The sequence below is a fragment of the Pelomonas sp. KK5 genome, assembly GCF_001984095.1.
Classification (GTDB): Bacteria; Pseudomonadota; Gammaproteobacteria; order Burkholderiales; family Burkholderiaceae_C; genus KK5.
Map to the genome: position 1 here is coordinate 1 of NZ_LYVQ01000108.1, position 21,903 is coordinate 21,903.

Annotated in this window: 14 protein-coding genes and 1 pseudogene; 9 read left to right on the top strand and 6 right to left on the bottom strand. The window is 71.4% G+C overall.

Going from position 1 to position 21,903, the window contains the following annotated elements; all coding sequences use genetic code 11:
- From B0W88_RS33665 to B0W88_RS17465, 6 genes are all read left to right on the top strand, one after another.
- A partial coding sequence (locus B0W88_RS33665; protein ID WP_158080878.1) for a hypothetical protein occupies positions 1 to 1,347 on the top strand: 1,347 nt, incomplete at its 5' end.
- 68 nt (positions 1,348 to 1,415) lie between these two features.
- Positions 1,416 to 2,153 carry a CpXC domain-containing protein gene (locus B0W88_RS17445; protein ID WP_077035917.1) on the top strand — a complete coding sequence of 246 codons (738 nt, stop codon included), beginning with the start codon at positions 1,416 to 1,418 and terminating at the stop codon, positions 2,151 to 2,153.
- A complete protein-coding gene (locus B0W88_RS17450; protein ID WP_077035918.1) occupies positions 2,150 to 3,295 on the top strand; it encodes a hypothetical protein in 1,146 nt (381 codons plus the stop codon). The genes B0W88_RS17445 and B0W88_RS17450 overlap by 4 nt, the downstream gene beginning before the upstream one ends.
- A 31-nt stretch (positions 3,296 to 3,326) precedes the next feature.
- Complete coding sequence (ligA, locus tag B0W88_RS17455; protein ID WP_077035919.1) at positions 3,327 to 5,366, top strand: NAD-dependent DNA ligase LigA; 2,040 nt, start codon at positions 3,327 to 3,329, stop codon at positions 5,364 to 5,366.
- Between the two features lie 64 nt (positions 5,367 to 5,430).
- Positions 5,431 to 7,044, top strand: coding sequence for a hypothetical protein (locus B0W88_RS17460; RefSeq protein WP_077035920.1), 1,614 nt, complete (start codon positions 5,431 to 5,433; stop codon positions 7,042 to 7,044).
- A gap of 130 nt (positions 7,045 to 7,174) precedes the next feature.
- Complete coding sequence (locus B0W88_RS17465) at positions 7,175 to 7,639, top strand: hypothetical protein (protein ID WP_158080879.1); 465 nt, start codon at positions 7,175 to 7,177, stop codon at positions 7,637 to 7,639.
- On the opposite strand, the gene B0W88_RS17470 is transcribed toward B0W88_RS17465, so the two are convergent.
- A complete protein-coding gene (locus tag B0W88_RS17470) occupies positions 7,624 to 11,946 on the bottom strand; it encodes a DEAD/DEAH box helicase (protein WP_198937863.1) in 4,323 nt (1,440 codons plus the stop codon). The two genes, B0W88_RS17465 and B0W88_RS17470, sit on opposite strands and share 16 nt — an antisense overlap.
- A 58-nt stretch (positions 11,947 to 12,004) precedes the next feature.
- Here B0W88_RS17470 and B0W88_RS17475 point away from each other — a divergent pair, with 58 nt between their 5' ends.
- Positions 12,005 to 14,701, top strand: a complete 2,697-nt coding sequence (locus B0W88_RS17475) for a pitrilysin family protein (protein WP_077035922.1) — start codon at positions 12,005 to 12,007, stop codon at positions 14,699 to 14,701.
- Here B0W88_RS17475 and B0W88_RS17480 read toward each other — a convergent pair.
- The gene (locus B0W88_RS17480) at positions 14,694 to 16,091 is read right to left on the bottom strand and encodes a peptide MFS transporter (protein ID WP_198937864.1); all 1,398 of its coding nucleotides are present in this window, start codon (positions 16,089 to 16,091) and stop codon (positions 14,694 to 14,696) included. The two genes, B0W88_RS17475 and B0W88_RS17480, sit on opposite strands and share 8 nt — an antisense overlap.
- A gap of 97 nt (positions 16,092 to 16,188) precedes the next feature.
- Positions 16,189 to 16,482, bottom strand: coding sequence for a hypothetical protein (locus B0W88_RS17485; RefSeq protein ID WP_077035923.1), 294 nt, complete (start codon positions 16,480 to 16,482; stop codon positions 16,189 to 16,191).
- 138 nt (positions 16,483 to 16,620) lie between these two features.
- On the opposite strand from B0W88_RS17485, the gene B0W88_RS17490 reads away from it, so the two are divergent.
- Positions 16,621 to 17,367 (top strand): response regulator, encoded by a 747-nt coding sequence (locus B0W88_RS17490; RefSeq protein ID WP_077035924.1) that lies wholly within the window; start codon positions 16,621 to 16,623, stop codon positions 17,365 to 17,367.
- Positions 17,357 to 19,369 carry a PAS domain S-box protein gene (locus B0W88_RS17495; protein ID WP_077035925.1) on the top strand — a complete coding sequence of 671 codons (2,013 nt, stop codon included), beginning with the start codon at positions 17,357 to 17,359 and terminating at the stop codon, positions 19,367 to 19,369. The genes B0W88_RS17490 and B0W88_RS17495 overlap by 11 nt, the downstream gene beginning before the upstream one ends.
- Here the strand turns inward: B0W88_RS17495 and B0W88_RS17500 are convergent.
- From B0W88_RS17500 to B0W88_RS17510, 3 genes and pseudogenes are all read right to left on the bottom strand, one after another.
- On the bottom strand, positions 19,353 to 19,781 hold the full coding sequence (locus tag B0W88_RS17500) for a globin family protein (RefSeq protein ID WP_077035926.1): 429 nt from the start codon (positions 19,779 to 19,781) through the stop codon (positions 19,353 to 19,355). The two genes, B0W88_RS17495 and B0W88_RS17500, sit on opposite strands and share 17 nt — an antisense overlap.
- An 88-nt stretch (positions 19,782 to 19,869) precedes the next feature.
- Complete coding sequence (locus B0W88_RS17505) at positions 19,870 to 21,156, bottom strand: 3-deoxy-D-manno-octulosonic acid transferase (RefSeq protein WP_233151750.1); 1,287 nt, start codon at positions 21,154 to 21,156, stop codon at positions 19,870 to 19,872.
- Positions 21,157 to 21,158: 2 nt separating this feature from the next.
- Positions 21,159 to 21,903, bottom strand: a pseudogene (locus tag B0W88_RS17510) (phosphomannomutase/phosphoglucomutase); the annotation flags it as partial.

Consider the following 21,903-nt stretch of genomic DNA (forward strand, 5'->3'; position numbering starts at 1 on the left):
GCGCTGACCGGCGCGGCCTCCCGGCGCGTGCTGGACGTGGCCAAGGGCGGCAAGCAGCCCGGCGACGCGCGCCGCGCCGTGACCAGGATGCTGGCCCAGGAGCCCGACGTGCTGCGCAAGATCGCCGCCGAGCCGGGTGGGCGCGAGCTGCTGGACAAGATGGTCAAGAACCTCGGCTCCAGCGCCAAGAGCCCCGAGGACAAGCGCTTCATGACCGAGGCCATCAAGGCCCGCTTCAACATGGAGGGCCTCACCGGCGACCTCACCACCAAGGCCCTGCCGCGCCTGTACGAGGTGCTGCTGATCGCGCCGGTGGAGCACACGGTGAACAACCCGCTGCTCAAGAACATCAAGCGCAACAAGCCGGGCACCGAGGCCTCGTTCTACACCACCGGCACCGGCAACATCACGCTGAACCTGGACAAGACCGGCCGCAAGGAGAAGCAGCATGTGGCCGACCCCGACGACGACGTGCCGCAGGGCATCCGGCCCAAGGACAAGGAAGTCTCCTTCTTCAACCACACGGCGCTGCACGAGCTGGGCCATTCGGTGGACGACCGGCTGAGCTTCATGAAGAGCAAGGCCGGCCAGGCGCCCTACGGCGGCTGGCGCGAGCACACCGTCGAGGAAGTGGCCGAGGCGGGCGCCCAGGCCAAGGCCTTCTATACCGACAACGCGACCTATCCGAAGGCCTTCCTGTTCGCCTACCTGCGGGACGTGCTGAACAAGGGCGGCGACCCGCTGAACCCGCGCGCCGACGTCACCCAGTACCTGGCGGCCGGTGGCCAGGTGCCCAGCTTCGACCAGTGGAAGGTCGACAAGGGCATCGCCCAGGCCATCACCGACTACGCCACCTTCCAGCGCGACGGCTGGGACAACGCCAAGGCCGAGTGGGCCATCGCCGACGCCCGCAAGCTCTGCGGTTTCCGCGCGCCGGCGCAGCGCGCTGCCCAGGGCCTGATCTGCGAGGCCATCCTGCGCGACAGGACCGACCCCGACACCGCGATCCGCGGCTGCGCGATGGTGGCGCAGCCGCCGGACTGGGCCGCGCTGGCTCGCCATGACGCGGTGCAGTGGGCGCTGCAGGTCCGCCTGGTCAGCAAGAACAGCGGCCTGTGGGCCAAGGGCGGCGGCGCCTGCACGGCAGCGGCGATCGGCGGGCGGGTCTACCAGGAGGCCTACGACGGCAAGTGGGTCAGCTACACGGCGGGCGCGCGCGGCAAGGGCGTCAGCCAGTACCAGTTCCGCGCGCCGGCCGAATGGTTCGCCGAGCTGTATGCCGCCATCCTGCTGAAGCTGGTGCCCGACAGCCATCCGGATGCCAAGCTGCTGTCCTGGATCAGCTGAGATGGAGCCCCCCGTCCCGGCGCCTGGCCCGGAATGCAACTGACAGGAGAGAAGGGAGCTCCGACACCATGTCTCTTTTCCAGACGACCGACGCCGCCTGCCCGAGCTGCGGCAAGCCCGTGCAGTTCGACCTCGTGGCCAGCCTCAACGCCGACCGCCGGCCCGACCTGCGCGCCGCCATCCTCGACGGCAGCTTCCAGCGCGAGACCTGCCCCCATTGCGGGACCGCCTTCCGCCTGGAGCCTTCGTTCAACTACATCGACCAGGCCCGCGGCCAGTGGCTGCGCGTGGAGCCCGGCACCAGCCTGGCCCGCTGGGGCGAACTGGAGCAGCAGGCCCGCGCGCTGTTCGACGAGAGCTTCGGTGCCGAGGCGCCGGCGCTGGTGCGCGAGATCGGCGCCGAGCTGAGGCCGCGCCTGTGCTTCGGCTGGCCGGCGCTGACCGAGAAGCTGCTCTGCGCCGAGCACGGCATCGACGACCGGGCGCTTGAGCTCACCAAGCTGGCCCTGCTGCGCAGCGGGGGTGAAGCGCCGCTGTCCGACGGCCACGAGCTGCGGCTGGCCGCGGCGGGCGAGGCGATGCTGAAGCTGGTGTGGCTGGAGATGCCGGCCGAGCGCTCGCTCGAGACGCTGGACGTGCCGCGCGAGGCCTGCGAGCAGATCGCGGCCGAACCCGCCTGGCAGCCGCTGCGCGAACGCCTCGCCGCCGGCTTCTTCGTGGACATGGACCGCCTGCTGGTGCCGACGCCGCAGGAGATCGAGCAAGCGGAGGCGGCGCTGGCCGCCGCCGGGGAGGATGCATCGTGAGCCTGATCGAACTGCCGCCCTCGCTGGGCAAGTCGTACTGGGACAGCAAGAAGAAGGGCACGCTGCCGGCCGGCAGCGAGGTCGAGAAGGCGCTGCAGGCGCTGGAACGCAAGCATGGCGCCGTCGACTGGAAGCTCTTCGACGCCCGCTGGGCCGAGGCCGCCAAGAGCGCCGACGAGCTCGACAAGGCCCTGGCCGAACGCAGCGCCCGCTGGCGCAGCGCCGTGCTGCCGCTGAAGGCCGAGGCCGCCGCTGCCGCCGCGGCCGCGCAGAAGATCGCCAAGGGCGCGGCCAAGCCCTTGCTCGATGCGATCCGGCTGATCGGCGACGACGCCAAGGACTTCGGCAAGGCCATCGACAAGTTCCCGGACGAACTGCAGGCCGCCGCCGACAAGGCCCGCCGCACGCTGGGCAAGGGCGGCGAGGAGAGCGGCAGCGAGGAGGAAGACGAGGGCGGCCTGGCCGACCCGAAGCGCCTGCTGCAGATGCTGCAGCGCTGCAAGCGCGACCCGGCGCTGCAGGTGCACTACGCCTTCAGTCCCGGCGAGGGCAAGGCCGTCGAGCCGGCGCTGGTGATGTCGCCGCGCGTGGCCGGCAAGGCCCTGTTCGCCAGGCTCGCCAAGGAGACCGGCGTCAAGCTCGGCGCCTTCGGCCTCGCGTCCATCGACGGCACCGTGCTGCGCCTCAGCGTGGACAAGCCCTACTCCGGCCTGGCCAAGAAGGTGCGCGTGCCGGTCAAGGCCTGCGGCTTCCGCATCAGCCAGGTGCTGATCGTCGGCCCCGACGGCGCCAGCCTGGAGTCCGATGCCGAGGAGGAGCAGGAGGGCGGCGAGCAGGAACAGCAGCAGGCCACTGGCGACCACGCCATGGCCGCCTGGACCGCCGCCCGCGAGCAGGCCATCGCCGCGCTCAAGGAAGTGGCGAAGGAGATCGCCGCGGCCCGCGATCCGGAGGCCGCCAAGGCGGTCATGCAGATCCAGGCCGTGATGAAGAACCTCAGCGCCGAGCCGCGCGAACCGGCCCGGCTGAAGGAGCTGGTCCAGTACCTCGACCAGGACGACGTGGTGCTGGACGTCTCCGAGTTCGCCACCGACATCCGCACGCCCTTGCTGAAGGCCCTGGCAGGCCTGCAGGCCGGCTGAACGCCCGGCGCGCTCGGCCACAATGCGGGCCATGATCGACCCGCGAACCACCGAGCGCGCCGCCGCCCTGCGCGAGCAGCTGAACCACCACGCCCACCAGTACTACGTGCTCGACGCGCCGGAGATCCCCGACGCCGAATACGACAAGCTGTTCCAGGAACTGCAGGCCCTCGAGGCCGCCCATCCCGAACTGCTGACCGCCGACTCCCCGACCCAGCGCGTGATCGGCCAGGTGCTGCCCGGCTTCACGCCGGTGCGCCACACGGTGCCGATGCTGTCCATCCGCACCGAGACCGACACCACGGCCAACGGCGCCGTCGCCTTCGACGCGCGGGTGCGTCGGGAACTGGCGTTAGGCGAGAACGACCCGCCGGTCGAATACGCCGCCGAGCTGAAGTTCGACGGCCTGGCGATGAACCTGCGCTACGAGCTGGGCCTGCTGGTGCAGGCCGCCACCCGCGGCGACGGCGAGACCGGCGAGGACGTGACCCAGAACATCCGCACGATCGGCCAGATCCCGCTGCGCCTGAAGGGCATCGGCGCGCCGGTGCTGGAGGTGCGCGGCGAGGTCTACATGCGCCGCGACGACTTCGAGGCGCTCAACGAACGCCAGCTCGCCGCCAACGAGAAGACCTTCGTCAACCCGCGCAACACCGCGGCGGGCGCCGTGCGCCAGCTCGACCCGGCGCAGGCGGCGAGGAAGAAGCTCTCCTTCTTCGCCTACGGCCTGGGCGATGTGCAGGGCTGGGAGATCCCCGCCACCCACGCCGGCATGCTGGACGCCTTCGCCGCGATGGGCCTGCCGGTGGACCACGACCGCACGGTTGTGCAGGGCGCGGACGGCCTGGTCGCCTTCCACAAGGCCATCGGCGAGAAGCGGGATTCGCTGCCCTTCGACATCGACGGCATCGTCTACAAGGTCAACAGCCGCGAGTTGCAGCAGCGCCTGGGCTTCGTCAGCCGCGAGCCGCGCTGGGCGGTGGCGCACAAGTACCCGGCGCAGGAGCAGCTGACGCGGCTGAACGGCATCGAGATCCAGGTCGGCCGCACCGGCAAGCTGACGCCGGTGGCCAAGCTGGAGCCGGTGTTCGTCGGCGGCACGACGGTAAGTAACGCCACATTGCATAACGTCTTCGAGCTGCGGAGGAAGGGCGTGCGCATCGGCGACACGGTGATCGTGCGCCGCGCCGGCGACGTGATCCCGGAAATCGTGGGCAAGGTAGCCGCTGAGAAGGCGAGTTATGTCCCGAACTTCCACATGCCCCGCACCTGCCCGATCTGCGGCAGCAAGGCGGAGCGCGAGAAGGGCGGCATCGACTACCGCTGCACCGGCGGCCTGTTCTGCCCGGCCCAGCGCAAGCAGGCGATGCTGCACTTCGCCGGCCGCCGGGCGCTGGACATCGAGGGCCTGGGCGACAAGCTGGTCGACCAGCTGGTCGACGGCGGCATCGTGCTGAGCCTGCCGGGGCTGTACAAGCTGGGCGTGACCAAGCTGGCCGCGCTGGACCGCATGGCCGAGAAGAGCGCCCAGAACATCGTCGACGCGCTGGAGAAGAGCAAGAAGACCACGCTGGCCCGCTTCCTCTACGGCCTGGGCATCCGCCAGGTCGGCGAGACCACCGCCAAGGACCTGGCGCGGCACTTCGGCGCGCTGGACAAGCTGATGCAGGCCAGCGTGGAGGAACTGCTGGAGGTCAAGGACGTGGGCCCGATCGTGGCCGAGAGCATCCACACCTTCTTCGCCCAGCCGCACAACGTCGAGGTGGTGGAGCAGCTGCGCGCCGCCGGCCTGCACTGGGAGGAGGGCGATGGCGCCAATGCCAACGTCGGCCCGCGCCCGCTGCTGGGCAAGACCCTGGTGCTGACCGGCACGCTGCCCACGCTGTCGCGCGACGAGGCCAAGGACATGATCGAGGCGGCCGGCGGCAAGGTCAGCGGCTCGGTGTCCAAGAAGACCCACTACGTGATCGCCGGCGAGGAAGCAGGCTCCAAGCTGGACAAGGCGCGCGAGCTGGGCGTGGCGGTGCTGGACGAGGCCGGCCTGCGTGCGCTGCTCGAACACGATGCTTGAGATCTAGCGCCGACGGCCTGCCCCGCGGCTATGCTCGCGCCCCACGTCAAGGGAGCGTGAACAAATGATGTCGAATCGACACAAGCCGTCGCTGGCGCGATGGATCTGCGGCGCCGCGGGCGCCGTCTGCCTGAGCCTGCTGGCCGCCTGCGGAGGCGGTGGCGGGGGCGGCGACAGCGGGGCATCGGGCAGTGGCGGGCCCGGCAGCGGCGGCGCCGCGCAGCCCCCGGCCGACGTGGCTTCCGCCGCAGCCTCGGCCGATACCGGCACCGGCCTGCTGACGCTGAGCAGCGACGCCGGCGACTACATCGGCCAGGGCCGCAGCTACAGCTACGACGCCTCGAACGCCACGCTGCGCCTCGACCCGCGCGGCGCCTACCTGCGGGTGACGGTCAGCGGCGCCGAATCGTGGGACGGGGACTTCCAGCTGCCCGATCCGCTGCACCAGCTGACGCCCGGCACCTACGAGAACCTGACCCGCAGCGCCTTCCAGCCGGCCGGCGCGGGCGCGCTGTCATGGAGCGGCCAGGGGCGTGGCTGCAACACGCTGACCGGCAAGGTCGTCATCAACTCGGTCAGCTACAGCGCCGGCCTGCTGCAGGCGCTGGACATGAGCTTCGAGCAGCATTGCGAGGGCGGTGGCCCGGCGCTGCACGGGCGGCTGCGGCTGGATGCCGCCGCCATGAGCCGCGTGCTGCCGCCGCGCAATCCGCTGCCGGCGAATCCGGTCGTCAGCCTGGTCAGCGACAGCCGCGACTACATCGGCGCCGGCGGCAGCTATGCCTACGACAACGGCACGGCCTCGATCCAGGTGCGGAACACGGACGCGCACCTGAGCATCAGCGTCAACGGCGACGAGGACTGGCAGGGCGAGTTCCAGCTGCCCGCCCCCTTCGTGCGCTGGCAGCCGGGCCGCTACACGGCACTGACGCGCTATCCCTTCCAGCCCAGCGGCGCGGGCGCGATGTCCTGGGGCGGGGAGGGCCGGGGCTGCAATACCCTGACGGCCAAGCTGACCGTCAACGCGGTCCGCTATGACGGCGACACGCTGGCCGCCATCGACCTCGACTTCGAGCAGCACTGCGAAGGCGGGGCGCCGGCCCTGTCGGGCCATATCGCCTGGGACGCGCAGCAGGCGGCGGCGTCGGGCCCCGGCCCGCAGCTGGTCCCCGCCGGCCTGTGGGCGCCCGGCGCCAGCGAGATGCCGGCCACCGGCAATGCGATGGTGCTGGTCAGCGATCCTGGTGACTACATCGGCCAGGGCTGGACCTACAAGGTCAACCCGCCGGCCGGCGAAACGGGCAGCGGCAGCACCAGCGGCCGCGCCAGCGTGACGGTGACCGAGGCCGGCGGGCTGCTGACCGTCAAGCTCAGCAGCAGCGTGGTGAGCTGGACGGGCGAGCTGAAGGCCATGGACGGCCTGGCCCACATGCAGCCCGGCTACTACGGCATCGTCAACCGCTATCCCTTCCACAACCCGCGCAAGGGCGGCATGGACTGGGACATGGACAGCCGCGGCTGCAATGCGCTGAGCGGCTGGTTCGCCATCGACAGCATCCGCTACAGCGGCGACACGCTGGCGGCGGTGGACCTGCGCTTCGCCCAGTACTGCGACAACTCGCTGAGCGCGCTGCGGGGCCGCGTGCGCTGGACGGCGGGTGGCAGCCAGCCGCAATGATCGCCCGGCCGGACACATCCTGTTGCCGCTAAAACTTTACGCGCGGGGCGCGCGGCGGCAGCGCTTCTGTGGTGAAGTGTCGGAGTGCGCGCCCGGCAGTTGGCGGGTGCGCGTCAACGGAGTACAGATGATGAAGTTCCCTCGATCGACGACTCGCGTGGCTGGCGCGCTGCTGGCCGTGGCGCTGGCGGCCGCGCCGGCATTGAGCCAGGCCCAGGGCCGCGGCCACTGGCATGGCGGTGGCGGCTATCACGGCTGGCATGGCGGCGGCTGGGGCTGGGGCCCCGTCTTCGGGCTGGCGCTGGGCGTGGACCTGGCGCTGTCCTCGCCGTATTACTACGACCCCTACTATCCGCGCACGGTGGTCGTCCCGCCGCCGGTCGTCTACCAGCAGGCGCCGGCCGTCACCACGCACAGCAGCACGCCTGAACCGGTGATCTACCCGCGCAACGGCCAGTCGCCCGCGCAGACCGAGTCCGACATGCGCGCCTGCAACAGCTGGGCGACCGGCCAGCCCAACGCGATGGCCGACGCCAGCGTGTTCCAGCGCGCCACCGCCGCCTGCATGGACGGCCGGGGCTACTCGATCCGCTGAAGCGCCGCGTCAGCTGAGGGCAGCAGCGCCGCCGCCGCCGGGCCCAGCATGAGGGCCCGCGCGGCGGTTTGTCTTTCCGCGGGCGCCATCTCCACCAGCGCGGCGAACTCGCCGGCCACCTGGGTGGCGATCGGCAGGCCGTCACGGTAGAGCACGCGGTTGCCCGCGGTGCGGGGCAGCCTGGGGCCGGGCAGCAGGTTGCCCAGCAGATTGGCCGGGTCGGCGGCGGCCAGCACGATCAGGGCTTCGGCAGCGCGCGGCTGGCGCCGGATCTCGCGCATCCGCGCCACCGCCTCGGGCAGCGCGAACTGTTCGCCCGAGAGCCCGGCGATGAAACGCCCGCCGCGCAGCTCGCCGCGCGCTTCGAGGCGGCGGCAGACGCGCACCAGCTCGCGCCACGGCGGCAGCCAGGCGGCCTCGCGTTCCAGCAGCCGCCAGGCGATCACGCCCCAGCGGCGCAGCAGCGTGCGCAGCAGATGCTCGATGTCCTCGGCCGCCGGCTCGCCTTGCTGCGGCTTGAGCAGCGCCCAGCGGCCCGCATCCTCGATGCCGACCAGCGGCCGGCGCGTGCGGTGCCGCGTGGCGGACTTGCTCACGCCGCGCTTGGACGGCGGCACCATCAGCGCTCTGAGGCCCGCGAAGCTGTCGCAGCTGGCGCGGCCGCGCACCACCAGCTCGGCCAGCGCATCCTCCAGCTCCGAGGGCAGCAGCCGGGTGCCGTGCAGCATCTCGTCGAAGAAGGAGGCGCCGTGGGCGGCCAGGTAGTCGGCCAGGCGCCGGGCCTTGTGGCCGAACTCGGCGTCGTCGCCCGGCGCCGGCGCGAGGCGCGCCCAGAGCGGGGCCGTGCGGCGCGGCAGCAGCAGCACCGGCGTGGCGCGCAGCGAGGTGGCGACGGCGCCGCCCGGATTCGAGGCCAGCGGCCGCAGCCGGGTCCAGGTCGTGCGGCCGGCGGTGCAGAGTTCGTCCAGCCAGGCGCTGGAGTAGTCGCGCAGCCGCGCCGGCAGGATCTCGGCTTCCCACAGGCCCGCCGGCGCCTCGTAGCCCTCCAGCCCGGCCAGCACGGCGGGCAGCGCCTCGGCGCCTTCCAGCTGACTGCCCGGGCCGAGCTGCTGCCAGTCGAACAGGAAGCGCATGAAGTCGCGAGGCTCCACCGGCTCGATCTCGCGGCGCAGGCGCTGCAGCGTGTAGCGGTGGATGCGGGCGAGCAGGTGGCGCTCGCACCACTCGACGTCGCTGGCGCCGGGCGTGAAGCGGCCGTGCAGCACGGTGCCTTCGGCCTGCAGCGCGAGCAGCGCCGCCTCGATCGCGCCGGGCTGCAGCTGCAGCTGCGTGGCCAGGGCCGGCACGGTGACCGGGCCGAGGCCGCCGAGTCGCGCGCGCAGCAGCTCGCGCAGCGGCTGCTCCGGCGCCTGGCCGTAGCCCGGCGGCGGCTCGATCGCCGGTGTGATCGGCATGGCGGGATACAGCGGTCGCACCGCGGCCAGTTGCTCGGCCACGGTCCACGAGCCATTGGCGAAGCGCGTGGCACGGCCGGCGGCCGACAGCTCATGCAGCCAGCCGGCCCAGCCCTCGTTGCCGGCCACCTCGGCCCCGGTGACGAGGCCCAGCATCTCCACCGCCTCGTGCATCTCGTCGGCCTTGCGCGGCCGCGGCCACGCTTCCTCGCGCACCGCGGCGATCGCCTCGGCGTCGAGCCGGCCGAGTTCGTCGGCACCCTCCGGGTCGGCATAACGCCGATTCTGGACGGCCTGGGTGCGGCGCTCCTCGATCGGCGCGTCGTCCAGGTAGGCGTAGGGCTTGGCCGTCAGCGCCTCGGCGGCGAATGGGGAGGGCGCGGGCAGGTCGCGCGCCACCACCTCGATGCGGCCGGCTTCCAGCTCGCGCAGCAGGGCCAGCCAGCCCTCGGCATCCATCGCCTCGTGCAGGCAGTCGTCCAGCGTCTGGGCGACCAGCGGGTGGTCGGGGATCTCGCGCTCGCCGGCGATGTTCTCCAGGCAGGCGACCTGGTCCGGGAAGACCGAGGCCAGCAGGTCCTCGGACTTCATCCGCTGCAGCTGCGGTGCCACCTTGCGCCCGCCCAGCATGCGCGGCAGCGCCAGCGCGGTGGTGGCGTTCCAGCGCCAGCGCACGCCGAACAGCGGGGAGTCCAGCAGCGCCTGCACCAGCACGTGCTCGGCCGTCATGCTGTGCAGGTAGCGCGCGACTTCGGCGAGCTCGAAGCTGTGGTGGGTGGAGAGCGAGAGCTGGATCGCATCCTCGGTCGCCGCCGCCTGCAGCTCGAAGTTGAACTGGCGGCAGAAGCGCTTCCTCAGCGCCAGTCCCCAGGCGCGGTTGAGCCGGCTGCCGCGCGGCGAATGGACGATCAGCTGCATGCCGCCCGACTCGTCGAAGAAGCGTTCGAGCACGATGCGGGCCTGCGTCGGCAGCACGCCCAGCTCCTTCAGCGCGCGGCCGAGATAGTCGGCCAGCTGCAGCGCGGCGGCCTCGGGCAGGGCCAGCGCCTCGATCGCGCACAGGCCATCGCGCTCGAAATCGGCGCGCAGCCGCGAGACGGCGAACGAGAGTTCATCGCTGCGGCCCGGCGCCTCGCCGAGCCAGAAGGGGATGCTGGGCGGTGCGCCTTTCGCGTCCTCCACCCGCACCATCCCTGGCTGCACCCGCAGGATGCGGTAGCTCGCGTTGCCGAGCTGGAACACGTCGCCGGCCAGGCTCTCGACGGCGAAGTCCTCGTTGACGGTGCCGACCTTCTCGGCCTGCGGCTCCAGCATCACCGTGTAGTCGGCTGCCTCGGGGATGGTGCCGCCGGAGGTGAGGGCGGTCATGCGCGCGCCGCGGCGCTCGCGCAGCCGGTGGTGCACGGCATCGCGGTGGATGTAGCTGCCGCGCGGGCCCTGGCGGGTCGAGAAGCCCTCGCTGACCATGCGCAGGACCTCGTCGAAGCGCTCGCGCTGCAGTTCGCGATAGGGCCAGGCCTTGCGCATCAGCGCGAACAGCTCGTCCTCGCCCCACTCGCGGCAGGCCACCTCGGCGATCAGCTGCTGGGCCAGTACGTCCAGCGGCGCGCTCGGCACCTTCAGCGCATCCAGCTCGCCGCGGTTCACCGCATCGAGCAGGGCGGCGCATTCGACCAGCTCGTCGCGCGTCTGCGGGAACAGCCGCGCCTTCGGCGTGCCGCCCACCGCGTGCCCCGAGCGGCCGGCCCGCTGCAGGAAGGTGGCGATCGAGCGGGGCGAGCCGAGCTGCACCACCAGGTCCACGTCGCCGATGTCCAGGCCCAGTTCCAGCGAGGCGGTGGCGACCAGCACCTGCAGATCCCCGCGCTTGAGCCGCTGCTCGGCCAGCAGGCGCGCCTCCTTCGAGAGGCTGCCGTGATGGGCCGCGACCGCTTCCTTGCCGAGCCGCTCGCCCAGATGCCGGGCCGCCCGCTCGGCCATGCGCCGCGTGTTGACGAAGACCAGCGTCGTGCGGTGCTGCAGGACCAGTTCGGCCACGCGGCCGTAGACCTGCTCCCACTGGTCGGTGGACATCACGGCGGCCAGCGGCGTCGGGGGCACTTCCAGCGCCAGGTCGCGCTTGCGGGAGTAGCCGATGTCGACGATCTCGCACGGCGCGTCGCCGCCGGTCAGGAAGCGAGCGACGAGATCGATGGGCTTCTGTGTCGCCGACAGCCCGATGCGGACCAGGGGCCGCGCACAGAGCGCCTGCAGCCGCTCCAGCGTCAGCGCCAGGTGGCTGCCGCGCTTGGTGGCAGCGATCGCATGGATCTCGTCGACGATGACCGTGCGCACCGTGGACAGCAGCTTGCGGCCCGACTCGGAGCCGATCAGCACGTACAGCGACTCCGGCGTCGTCACGAACACATGGGGCGGCCGGCGCAGGGCCCGCTGACGCTCGGCGTTAGGCGTGTCGCCGGTGCGCACCGCGGTGCGGATGTCCACGTCCGGCAGGCCCAGGCGTTTGAGCTCGTCCCGGATGCCGGCGAGCGGCGCTTCGAGATTCAGCCGGATGTCGTTGGACAGGGCCTTCAGCGGCGAGACGTAGACGACCGCGCACTCGTCCGGCAGGCCGTCCTCCGACAGGCCCTGGCGTACCAGGGCATCGATCGCCGCGAGGAAGGCCGTCAGCGTCTTGCCGGAGCCGGTGGGCGCCGCCACCAGCGTGTGCCGGCCCGCCTGGATTGCCGGCCAGGCCGCGGCCTGCGCCGGCGTGGGCGCAGGGAAGGCCCGGTCGAACCAGGCCTGCACGGCGGGGTGGAACAGCGGCTGCGGCATCGAGGACACAGCATGCCACGTCAGGCCGAAAGTCATGTTTTCAACCGCTTCGGCGGCAGGTACGCTGCGCCACCCGCAAAGGAGAGATCCCGAGATGCTGAAGCCCACCTTGCTCGTCCTGGCCTTGGCGGCCAGCTTCGCCGCCCAGGCCGCCCCGACCCGCGTCCGCGAGGTCGAGGGCATCACCGAGTACCGCCTGCCCAACGGCCTGCAGATCCTGCTGGCGCCGGACGAGAGCAAGCCCACGACGACGGTCAACGTGACCTACCGCGTCGGCTCCCGCCAGGAGAACTACGGCGAGACCGGCATGGCTCATTTGCTGGAGCACCTGCTGTTCAAGGGCAGCACGCATTTCCCCGATCCCAAGGCCGACTTCACCCGGCGCGGCTTCTCCTGGAACGGCTCCACCTGGTTCGACCGCACCAACTATTTCGCCGCCTTCTCCGCCGGCGACGAGAACCTGAAGAGCTATCTCGCCTGGCAGGCCGACGCCATGGTCAACAGCTTCATCGCGCGCAAGGACCTCGACACAGAGATGACCGTGGTGCGCAACGAGATGGAGATGGGCGAGAACGACCCGGAGAACGTGGCCAGCCAGCGCGCGCTGGGCGCGATGTACCTCTGGCACAACTACGGCAAGGACACGATCGGTGCGCGCAGCGACGTGGAACACGTCTCGATCCCGCGGCTGCAGGCCTTCTACCGCCGCTACTACCAGCCGGACAACGCCACGCTGATCGTGTCGGGCAAGTTCGAGCCGGCGCGTGCGCTGGCCTGGATCGAGCAGAGCTTCGGCCGGATCCCGAAGCCCACCCGCACGCTGGAGAAGACCTACACGCAGGATCCGGTGCAGGACGGAGAGAACCTCGTCACCGTGCGCCGCGTCGGCGGCAACCCGCTCAGCGTCGCCGCCTATCACGTGCCCGCGGGACCGACGCCGGATTACGCCGCCGTCGAACTGCTCAACGGCATCCTCACCAACCAGCCGGACGGACGCCTCTACCGGCGCCTCGTGATCGAGGACAAGCTGGCCGCCGAGGTCAGCCCCTTCAGCCTGGCGCTGGCCGAGCCGGGCTTCGCGATGTTCGTGGCCAAGCTCGCGCCCGGCGCGGCGCAGGAGCGGCTCAATGCCGCGCTGCTCTCGACCGTCGAGGGCCTGGGCCGCGAGCCCGTCACCGACGAGGAACTGGCCCGTGCCCGCACCCGCTGGCTCAACCGCTGGGAGAAGCAGTTCACCAATCCGGAGCAGGTCGGCATCGCGCTGTCCGAATCCATCTCGCAGGGCGACTGGCGGCTCTACTTCCTGTTGCGCGACCGGATCAAGGCGATGGCGCTGGCCGACGTGCAGCGCGTGGCCACCCAGTACCTGCGGCCCGGCAACCGCACGCTGGCCCAGTACATCCCCACCGACAAGCCCGAGCGCGCACCGGCGCCCGCCTTCGCCGACCTGCAGGCCGAACTGGCCACCTTCAAGCCGCAGGCCGCGGCCGCGGCCGTCGCCCGCTTCGAGGCCACGCCGGCCAATATCGACAAGGCGACGCTGCGCAGCGAGCTGCCCGGCGGCATGCAGCTGGCGTTGTTGCCCAAGGCCACGCGGGGCGGCGCGGTGCAGGGCGTGTTCACGATTCGCCTGGGCACCGCCGAGAGCCTGCAGGGCCAGGCCGCCACCGCCGAGCTGGCCGGCGCGATGCTCAAGATGGGCACCCGCACGCTCAGCCGCAGCCAGTTGCGCGACGCGCTGGATGCCGCCAAGGTGCAGCTCGCCGTGCAGGCCACGGCCACCGGCCTCTCGCTGACCTGGAGCACCACCCGCGAACATGCCGCCGAGGCGCTGGCGCTGATCGGCCGGATGCTGCGCGAGCCGCGCTTCGAGGCGGCCGGCCTGGAAGAGGTGCGCGCCGCTGCCCTGGCCCAGTTGCAGGAGCAGCGCGAGGACCCGATGGCGCTGGCGCCCAACGAGGTGGACGTGGCGCTGGACATGGTGCCGCGCGGCCACCCGCGCTACAAGCCGACTTTCGCCGAGCGCGAGCAGGACCTGAAGGCGGTGACGCTGGACGGCGTGCAGGGCTTCCAGCAGCGCTTCTACGGCAGCAGCCAGTCCTGGCTGGCCTTGGTCGGTGATTTCGATGCCGAGGCGATCAAGGCCGCGGCCGGCCGGGCGCTGGCCTCATGGGCGGCGCCGGTGGCGCCGGTGCGGGTGGCTGACGTGACCGTCGACAAGCCCGGCCGCCTGCAGCTGCTGCCCACGCCGGAGAAGCAGAACGCGATGATGTTCGGCGTCCTGCCGCTGGCGCTGAGCGACGACACCCCCGATGCGGCCGCGCTGACCGTGGCCAACCAGATCTTCGGCGGCGGCGCCGGCTCGCGCCTGTGGGCGCGGCTGCGCGAGAAGGACGGCCTGTCCTACGGCGCCGGCACCGGCCTCTCGCTGAACCCGCAGGATCCGCGCTCCGGCTGGTACGTCTACGCGATCTTCGCGCCGGCGGTGCGCGCCAAGGTGGAGGCCGGGCTGCGCGAGGAGGCCGCGCGACTGCTGGCAGGTGGCGTCACGCCGAAGGAGGTGGCCGACGCCCGCGGCGCCCTGCTCAGCGAGGCGCGCCTGGGACTGGCGCAGGACGCGCAGCTGGCCGCGGCGCTGGCACGGCAGGCCATGCTCGGCCGCACGATGGCGCGCACGCAGAAGGAGCTGGACGCGATCGCCGCGGTGACCCCGGAGCAGGTCAACGCGGCGCTGCGCAAGTACCTGAAGCTGGACGGCTACCAGCTCGTCTTCGCAGGGGACTTCAGGTAGCGGCCTTCTCGGTCGGCAGCAGCACCTTGCCGAACAGCATCTTGGCGGCGAACAGCAGCACGGCCGCGGCAGCGACCAGCACCGCATGCAGGCCCCAGAACTGCTGGCCGCTCATCGTGTCCAGCAGGCCGGCCAGCCAGCCGACGAAGATGTTGCCGACGAACAGGTGCAGGTAGTAGATGCCGATCAGCAGGCCTTCCATGCGGTGCGGCGCGGCGCGCGAGTACAGCGCCAGGCCCACCGGCAGGATGTTGGCGAAGCCGAAGTCGTTGACGATGGTGTAGGCCAGCGACCAGGCGAAGCTGACCTTGCCGTGCTCGGCGATGCCGGCAGCCAAGATCATCAGCGCGGGCGCGCCGCAGGCGATCAGCGCGCCCAGGGCCATCTTCGTCAACTCGTCGGGCTCCTGGCGGCGCGTGGACCACCACTTCCAGAAGCCCAGCGTCAGCAGCATCGTGATCGTGCTGATGGCGGCGTCCACCGCCTGCAGCCAGGTCACCGGCACCTGCCAGCCGAGCAGCACCAGGTCCATGTGCTTCTCGGACCACAGCGGGAAGGCGTTGTAGTACTGCTGGTTGCCGACGATGGACAGCATCAGCACCGGCAGCAGCAGCACCAGCAGCGCGATTGCCGTCTTCTCGCGGCTGCTCATCGGCGTGCGGGCCTGCTGCTCGATCTTGTCGCGGCTCTGCTCCGGTGGCAGCCACTTGCGGCCGGCCAGGTAGACGAACAGGCCGATCACCATGCCCACGCCGGCGGCGCCGAAGCCCCAGTGCCAGGCCACCTTCTCGCCCAGCGTGCCGCAGACGATGGGCGCAGCGATCACCGCGATCTGCACCGCCAGCATGAAGATCTGGAAGGCGCTGGCGCGGCGCGTGTCGCCGGGGGCGTACAGGTCGCCCACCTGGGCGGCGATATTGCCCTTGAAGCAGCCCACGCCCAGCAGCAGGCACACGAGCGCGATCAGGAAGCTGGCCTCGAAGGCCATCAGGAAGTGGCCCAGCGCCATCAGCGAGGCGCCGATGACGACCGTCTTCGTGCGGCCCAGCAGCCGGTCGGCAATCATGCCGCCGAACAGCGGCGTCAGGTAGACGAAGCCCGCGTACAGGCCGAACACGGCCGAGGCCAACTGCTGCGGCGTGCGCGGGCCGGTGACGCCCTCGATGGCATGGCGCAGCGCCTCCATGCCGGCCACGTTGCCGATGTTCTCGGGCTTGAACAGCCAGTTGCTGAGGTACAGGACCAGCAGGGCCTGCATGCCGTAGAAGGAAAAACGCTCCCACAGCTCGCAGAAGGACAGCCAGCCGAGGCCGGCCGGATGGCCGAGGAAGGCGCGGTCGCCGCGCTGGCGTGCAGCGGCGGCGGCGGCAGGGATTGCAATGGACGACACGGCGGAGGAAGGGGAGTTGTAAAAAGTAAGGCGACTGTCCGGGAATCGGACAGCCGCCACAACTCGCATTCTCCCGCATGGCGGGTGCGGGATCGGCCTATTGGCGTGCGGTCTTCGCCGGGCGTGCGGCCATCGCCATCCGCGTGGCAGCGGCCTGCTCCGGCGGCAGCAGGCTGGTCAGCGTGCCGGGCGGCAGGCGCTTCATCTGCTCCACGTCCAGCTTGCCGATGAACTTCCAGCCGCCGGGCAGCTTGATGTAGGCGAAGGCGGTGGGCGGGTCCACGTAGACGTCGTAGTCCTTGACGACGACGGCTTCCTGGGCCTGGGCGGCAGTGTAGACAGCGGTGATGGCGAGGGCGGCGAACAGCTTCTTGGCGAGGACAAGCGACACGGCGGAACTCCTGGAGAGGTCTGAGTGGAAGAGCCCGCAGTCTCGGCGCCGGCTGATTCAGGCCCGCTTCAGCGCGTGTTTCGTTTGTACGTCCACATAACTCGTTAGCTACACTTGCCGGCAAGCGAGGGGTGCGCGATGGGGGATGCCAGGGCCGGCCCGATGATGCTCGTCGTCGATGACGAACCGGAGTTGCGTGCGCTGCTGGCCGAATATTTCGGCCGGCACGGTTTCATCGTCTGCGAAGCCGCCGATGCCGCCGCCGCGCGAGCCGCCGTGGCCGAAGCCGCCCCGAACGTGGCCCTGCTGGACGTGCACATGCCCGGCGAGGACGGCTTCTCGCTCTCGCGCTGGCTGCGCGCCGAGCATCCCGGCATGGGCCAGCTGATGCTGACCACCGCCGGCGACCAGGTGGACCGCATCGTGGGCCTGGAGGTCGGCGCCGACGACTACGTGACCAAGCCCTTCGAGCTGCGCGAACTGCTGGCGCGCGTGCGGGCCCTGCTGCGGCGGCTGGAGAACGGCCGGGCCGCTCCCGCCGCGCCGGCCGCAGCGAGCAACAGCCGCCGCATCGCCTTCGGCGACTGTCAGCTCGACCTGGACGAGCGCCGCCTGCTGGCCGCCGACGGCAGCGAGATCGACATCACCGCCGCCGAGTACGAGCTGCTGGCCCTGTTCGCCCGCCATCCGAACCGGCCGCTGAACCGGGACCAGATCATGGAGCAGGCCCACAAGCGCGGCTGGGACGTGTTCGACCGCTCGATCGACCTGCGCGTGATGCGGCTGCGCCGCAAGATCGAGATCCATCCCGACAAGCCGGCGGTGATCCGCACCGTGCGCAATGTCGGTTATGTCTTCGTGCCGGCGGGTGCCAATGAGCAGTAGCCGCAGGCGCCCGAAGCTGGTCTCGCTGGGCACGGCCACCTGGGACCTGTCGCAGGCGGTGCCGACGCTGGACCCCAAGCTCGCCGCCATGCTGCTGGAGCACAACAGCTCCGGCATCGCGGTGCTGGACCTCGACGGCTACTACATCTTCCTCAACCGCGAGATGTGCCGCTTCTTCCACCGCCCGGCCGAGCAGCTGATCGGCCGCCATGTGTCGGAGCTGATCGGCGAGCAGAGCTACGCGCTCTACGCCCCGCTGATCCCGCGCCTGCTAGCCGGCGAGGCGCTGCATGTGGAGGGCTGGATCGACTACCCCGGCGGCCACGGCTCCGAATACCTCAGCGAGGCGCTGGTGCCCTACGGCCCGCCCGGCGGCCCGGTGGAATGCACGGTGGTGTTCGCGCGCGACAGCACCGAGCTGAAGCTGCGCGAGCAGCAGCTGACCGACAAGCTGGCCGAGCTGCAGCGCGCCGAGGCGCTGAAGTCCGCCATCGTCGACCATGCGCTGGCGGCGCTGGTGAGTACCGACGCGGGCGGCGCCATCGTCGAGTTCAACCCGGCGGCCGAGGCGATGTTCGGCCGCCGCCGCGGCGAGGTGCTGGGCCGCGGCGTCAGCGAGCTCATCATCCCGGAACGCTACCGCGAGGCGCACGACGGCGGCATGGCGCGCATGCAGCAGGGCGGACCGGGCCGGGTGATGGGCAAGCGGCTGGAACTGCATGCGCTGCGGGCCGACGGCAGCGAGTTCCCGATCGAGATGGTGCTGTGGCGCACCGACGTGCATGCCGAGACCTTCTACACCGCCTCGATCATCGACGTCTCCGAGCGCCGCAATGCCGCCGCCCAGATCGAGCGCCAGCGCGAGGCGCTGCGCCAGAGCGAGAAGCTCACGGCCATGGGCAGCCTGCTGGCCGGCGTGGCGCACGAGCTGAACAACCCGCTGTCCATCGTGATGGGCCGGGCCAGCCTGCTGGAGGAGAAGTGCGCCGGCCACGCCGAGCTGCAGGCCGACGCGCGCCGCATCCACGACGCCGCCGAACGCTGCGGCCGCATCGTGCGCACCTTCATGAACATGGCGCGCAGCCGGCCCTCGCAGCGCGGGCCGGTGGGCTTCAACGAGCTGGTGCGGGCTGCCGTCGAGATGCTCGGTTATGGCTACCGCACGCACGGCATCGCGCTGGAGCTGACGCTGGGCGAGGGCCTGCCGCCGATCAGCGCCGACGGCGACCAGATCGGCCAGATCGTGATGAACCTGCTGGTCAACGCGCAGCAGGCGCTGGCGGGCCGGGACGGGCCCCGGCGCGTGCAGGTGCAGACCGGGCTGGAGCCGCGGCGTGACTACCGCGAGCCGCGCGTCTGGCTGCGCGTGGCCGACAACGGCCCGGGCATCGCCGCGGCGGCGCGCGAGCGCATCTTCGAGCCCTTCTTCACCACCAAGGCCGAGGGGCTGGGCACGGGCCTGGGCCTGTCGGTGTCGCGCTCGCTGGCGCGCGACCACGGCGGCGAGCTGGCGCTGGAGCGTGAAGGGCAGGGCGGTGGCGCCAGCTTCAGGCTGAGCCTGCCGATCAGCGGCGCGACGGCTGCGGCCGCCGAGAGTGTGCCGATGCCGCTGATGGAGGAAGCCGGCCCGCCCACGCTGCGGGTGCTGGTCGTCGACGACGAGCCGGAGGTGGCCGAGGTGATGCGGGCGATGCTGGAGAGCGCGGGCTACGAGGTCGCCACCGCCGATTCGGGCCTGCTCGCGCTGGAACTGCTGGACACGGCCCGCTTCGACGCGATCGTGTCCGACCTGCGCATGCCGCAGATGGACGGGGCCGCGCTGTGGCGCGAGATCTCCGAGCGCCATCCGGCGCTGGCGCGCAGCATCGTCTTCGTCACCGGCGACACGCTCTCGCCCGACGCCGCGGACTTCCTCAAGCGCTCGCGCTGCGCCTCGCTGGACAAGCCCTTCGGCAAGGCGGACCTGCTGGAGCGGGTGGCGGGAATCACGCAGCGACGTTGAGGGACGCTTCCCACGCGCCTTCCTGCATCGTCCTGCTGATCAGCGCGTAGGCGGCGATCCAGGCCTCGCGCACCTCGGCGGTGAAGGCCTGGCCAAGGCCCTCCTGCAGCGTCGCGACCAGCGCCTGGCCGACGGTGACGTAGTGCTGGTCGCGCACGCCGTAGGCGACATGCCGGGCGCCCAGCTGCCGCAGCACCGGCAGCACCTTGCCGACCTGGTCCAGCAGCGCCACCGCGCTGCCGATCATCGTCATCAGCCGCTCGCCCTGCAGGGTCATGTCGCCCTTGAACAGCTGGCGCAGGCCGGGGTCGGCCGCGAACAGCTTGTCATAGAAGATCGCGGCGGCGGTCGGTGCGATCGGGCGGACCAGGGCGAAGCTGCTGCGGACGAGGGCGATCTGCTGCGGGGTCATGGAGAGGCTCCGTGTGTTGGCGTGCTGCCATCGTCGGCGCCGCGTGTTGCACGCCGGTATCGCCGCCGGACTCCGCTTGTTTCGTTTGTTAGGCGACCAGCGTGTCGATGGCGGCGGCCATCCGCTCTGCCGCCCCGCGGTGCGCGCCCGCGAAAGCCAGCGCCCGTCGTGCCATCGCCGCCTGCTCCGACGGCGCCTCGCACAGGCGCAGCGCCTGGGTCAGCGCCTGCTCGATGTCCGCCGCCCGCAGCGCGGCGCCGGCGGCCTCCGCGAGCGTGCTGGCTTCAGCGAAGTTGAAGGTGTGCGGGCCCATGACGACCGGGCAGCCGCAGGCGGCGGCCTCGATCAGGTTCTGGCCGCCCAGCTTGGCAAAGCTGCCGCCCAGCAGGGCGGCGCCGGCCAGGCCGTAGTACAGCGGCATCTCGCGCATTGAGTCGCCGAGCCACACATCGGCGTGCAGTGCCTCGTCGGGGGGCAGGTCTTGCCAGCCGCTTCTTCTGGCGACCGAAAACCCCTCCTTGGCCACCAGCGCCGCCACCTCGTCGAAGCGCTGCGGATGCCGCGGCACGATCACCAGCAGCGGCCGGTGCGGGCCGCGTGGCACTCGCAGGCCGCGCCAGGCGGCCAGCAGCATCGCTTCCTCGCCTTCGCGGAAGACGGCAGCGAGCAGCACCGGCCGGCCCGCCAGGGCCGCCCACTGCCGGCCGCGTTCGACCAGCGCCGGATCGGGCGCCATGTCGTACTTCAGATTGCCCATCACCTCGACGTGGGGCACGCCCATCTCGCGCATCCGTGCGGCGTCGGCCTCGGTCTGGGCCAGGGCCAGCGCCAGCCGCCGGGCGGCGGGCTTCAGCAGCGCGCCGAAGCGCCGGCCCTGGCGCAGGCTCTTCTCGGACAGGCGCGCGTTCGCCAGCACCATCGGCAGGCGAAAGCGCTGCGCCTCGGCCAGCAGCATCGGCCAGATCTCGGTCTCCATCAGCACGCCGACGGCCGGCCGCCAGTGCAGCAGGAAGCGCCGCGCGGCATCGCGCCGGTCGTAGGGCAGCCAGGCTTGCGCATCGCCCTCGCGCAGCAGTTCCCGGCCGGCCTCGCGGCCCGTGGCCGTGCCGTGGGTCAGCAGGATGCGGGCCCCGGGCCGCAGCGCGCGGATGCGCTCGAGCAACGCGGCACTTGCACGGGTCTCGCCGAGCGAGACGGCATGGACCCAGATCCAGCCCTGGGCCGGCGCGGCGCTCCGGTACAGGCCCAGCCGCTCCCGCATGAACTCCCGGTACAACGGCTCGGCCCCGCCGCGCCGCCACAGGCGCAGCAGGTAGAAGGGCGTCAGCAGGCGCAGCAGCGCGCCATAGGCCGCGAGGGCGAGGCGCTCCTTCAAGCTCAGTGACCGGCCGCGAAGGTGGCGTCGGGCTTCACCCGCTTGAGTTGCTCGAGCACGTCATGCTGGATGCGCTCCAGCGCCTCGGGCGTGTGGCCCTCGAAGCGCAGCACCAGCACCGGCGTGGTGTTGGACGGGCGCACCAGGCCGAAGCCGTCGTCGTACTCGACGCGCAGGCCGTCGATCGTCACCCGCTCGGCGCCCGGGAACTCGGCGATCTCCTTGAGCTGCTTCACGACCTCGTGGTGCTCGCCCTCGGCGCAGGGCACGTTGATCTCGGGCGTGTTGAAGCTGGTGGGCAGGGCCTGCAGCACGGCGCTCGGGTCGGCGTGGCGCGAGAGGATCTCCAGCAGGCGGGCGGCGGTGTACATGGCGTCGTCGAAGCCGTACCAGCGCTCGGCGAAGAAGATGTGGCCCGAGAGCTCGCCGGCCAGCGGGGCGCCGGTCTCCTTCAGCTTGGCCTTGGCCAGCGAGTGGCCGGTCATCCACATCGTGGGCTTGCCGCCGTGCTCGCGGATCCACGGGGCCAGGCGTTGCGTGCACTTGACGTCGAAGATGATCTCGCTGCCGGGCTTGCGCTTGAGGATGTCGGCGGCGAACAGCATGATCTGGCGGTCCGGCATGATCATCTCGCCGTCCTTGGTGACGATGCCGAGGCGGTCGCCGTCGCCGTCGAAGGCCAGGCCCAGTTCGGCGCCGGTGGCGTGGACGATCTTCTTCAGGTCCTCGAGGTTCTCGGGGCGGGAG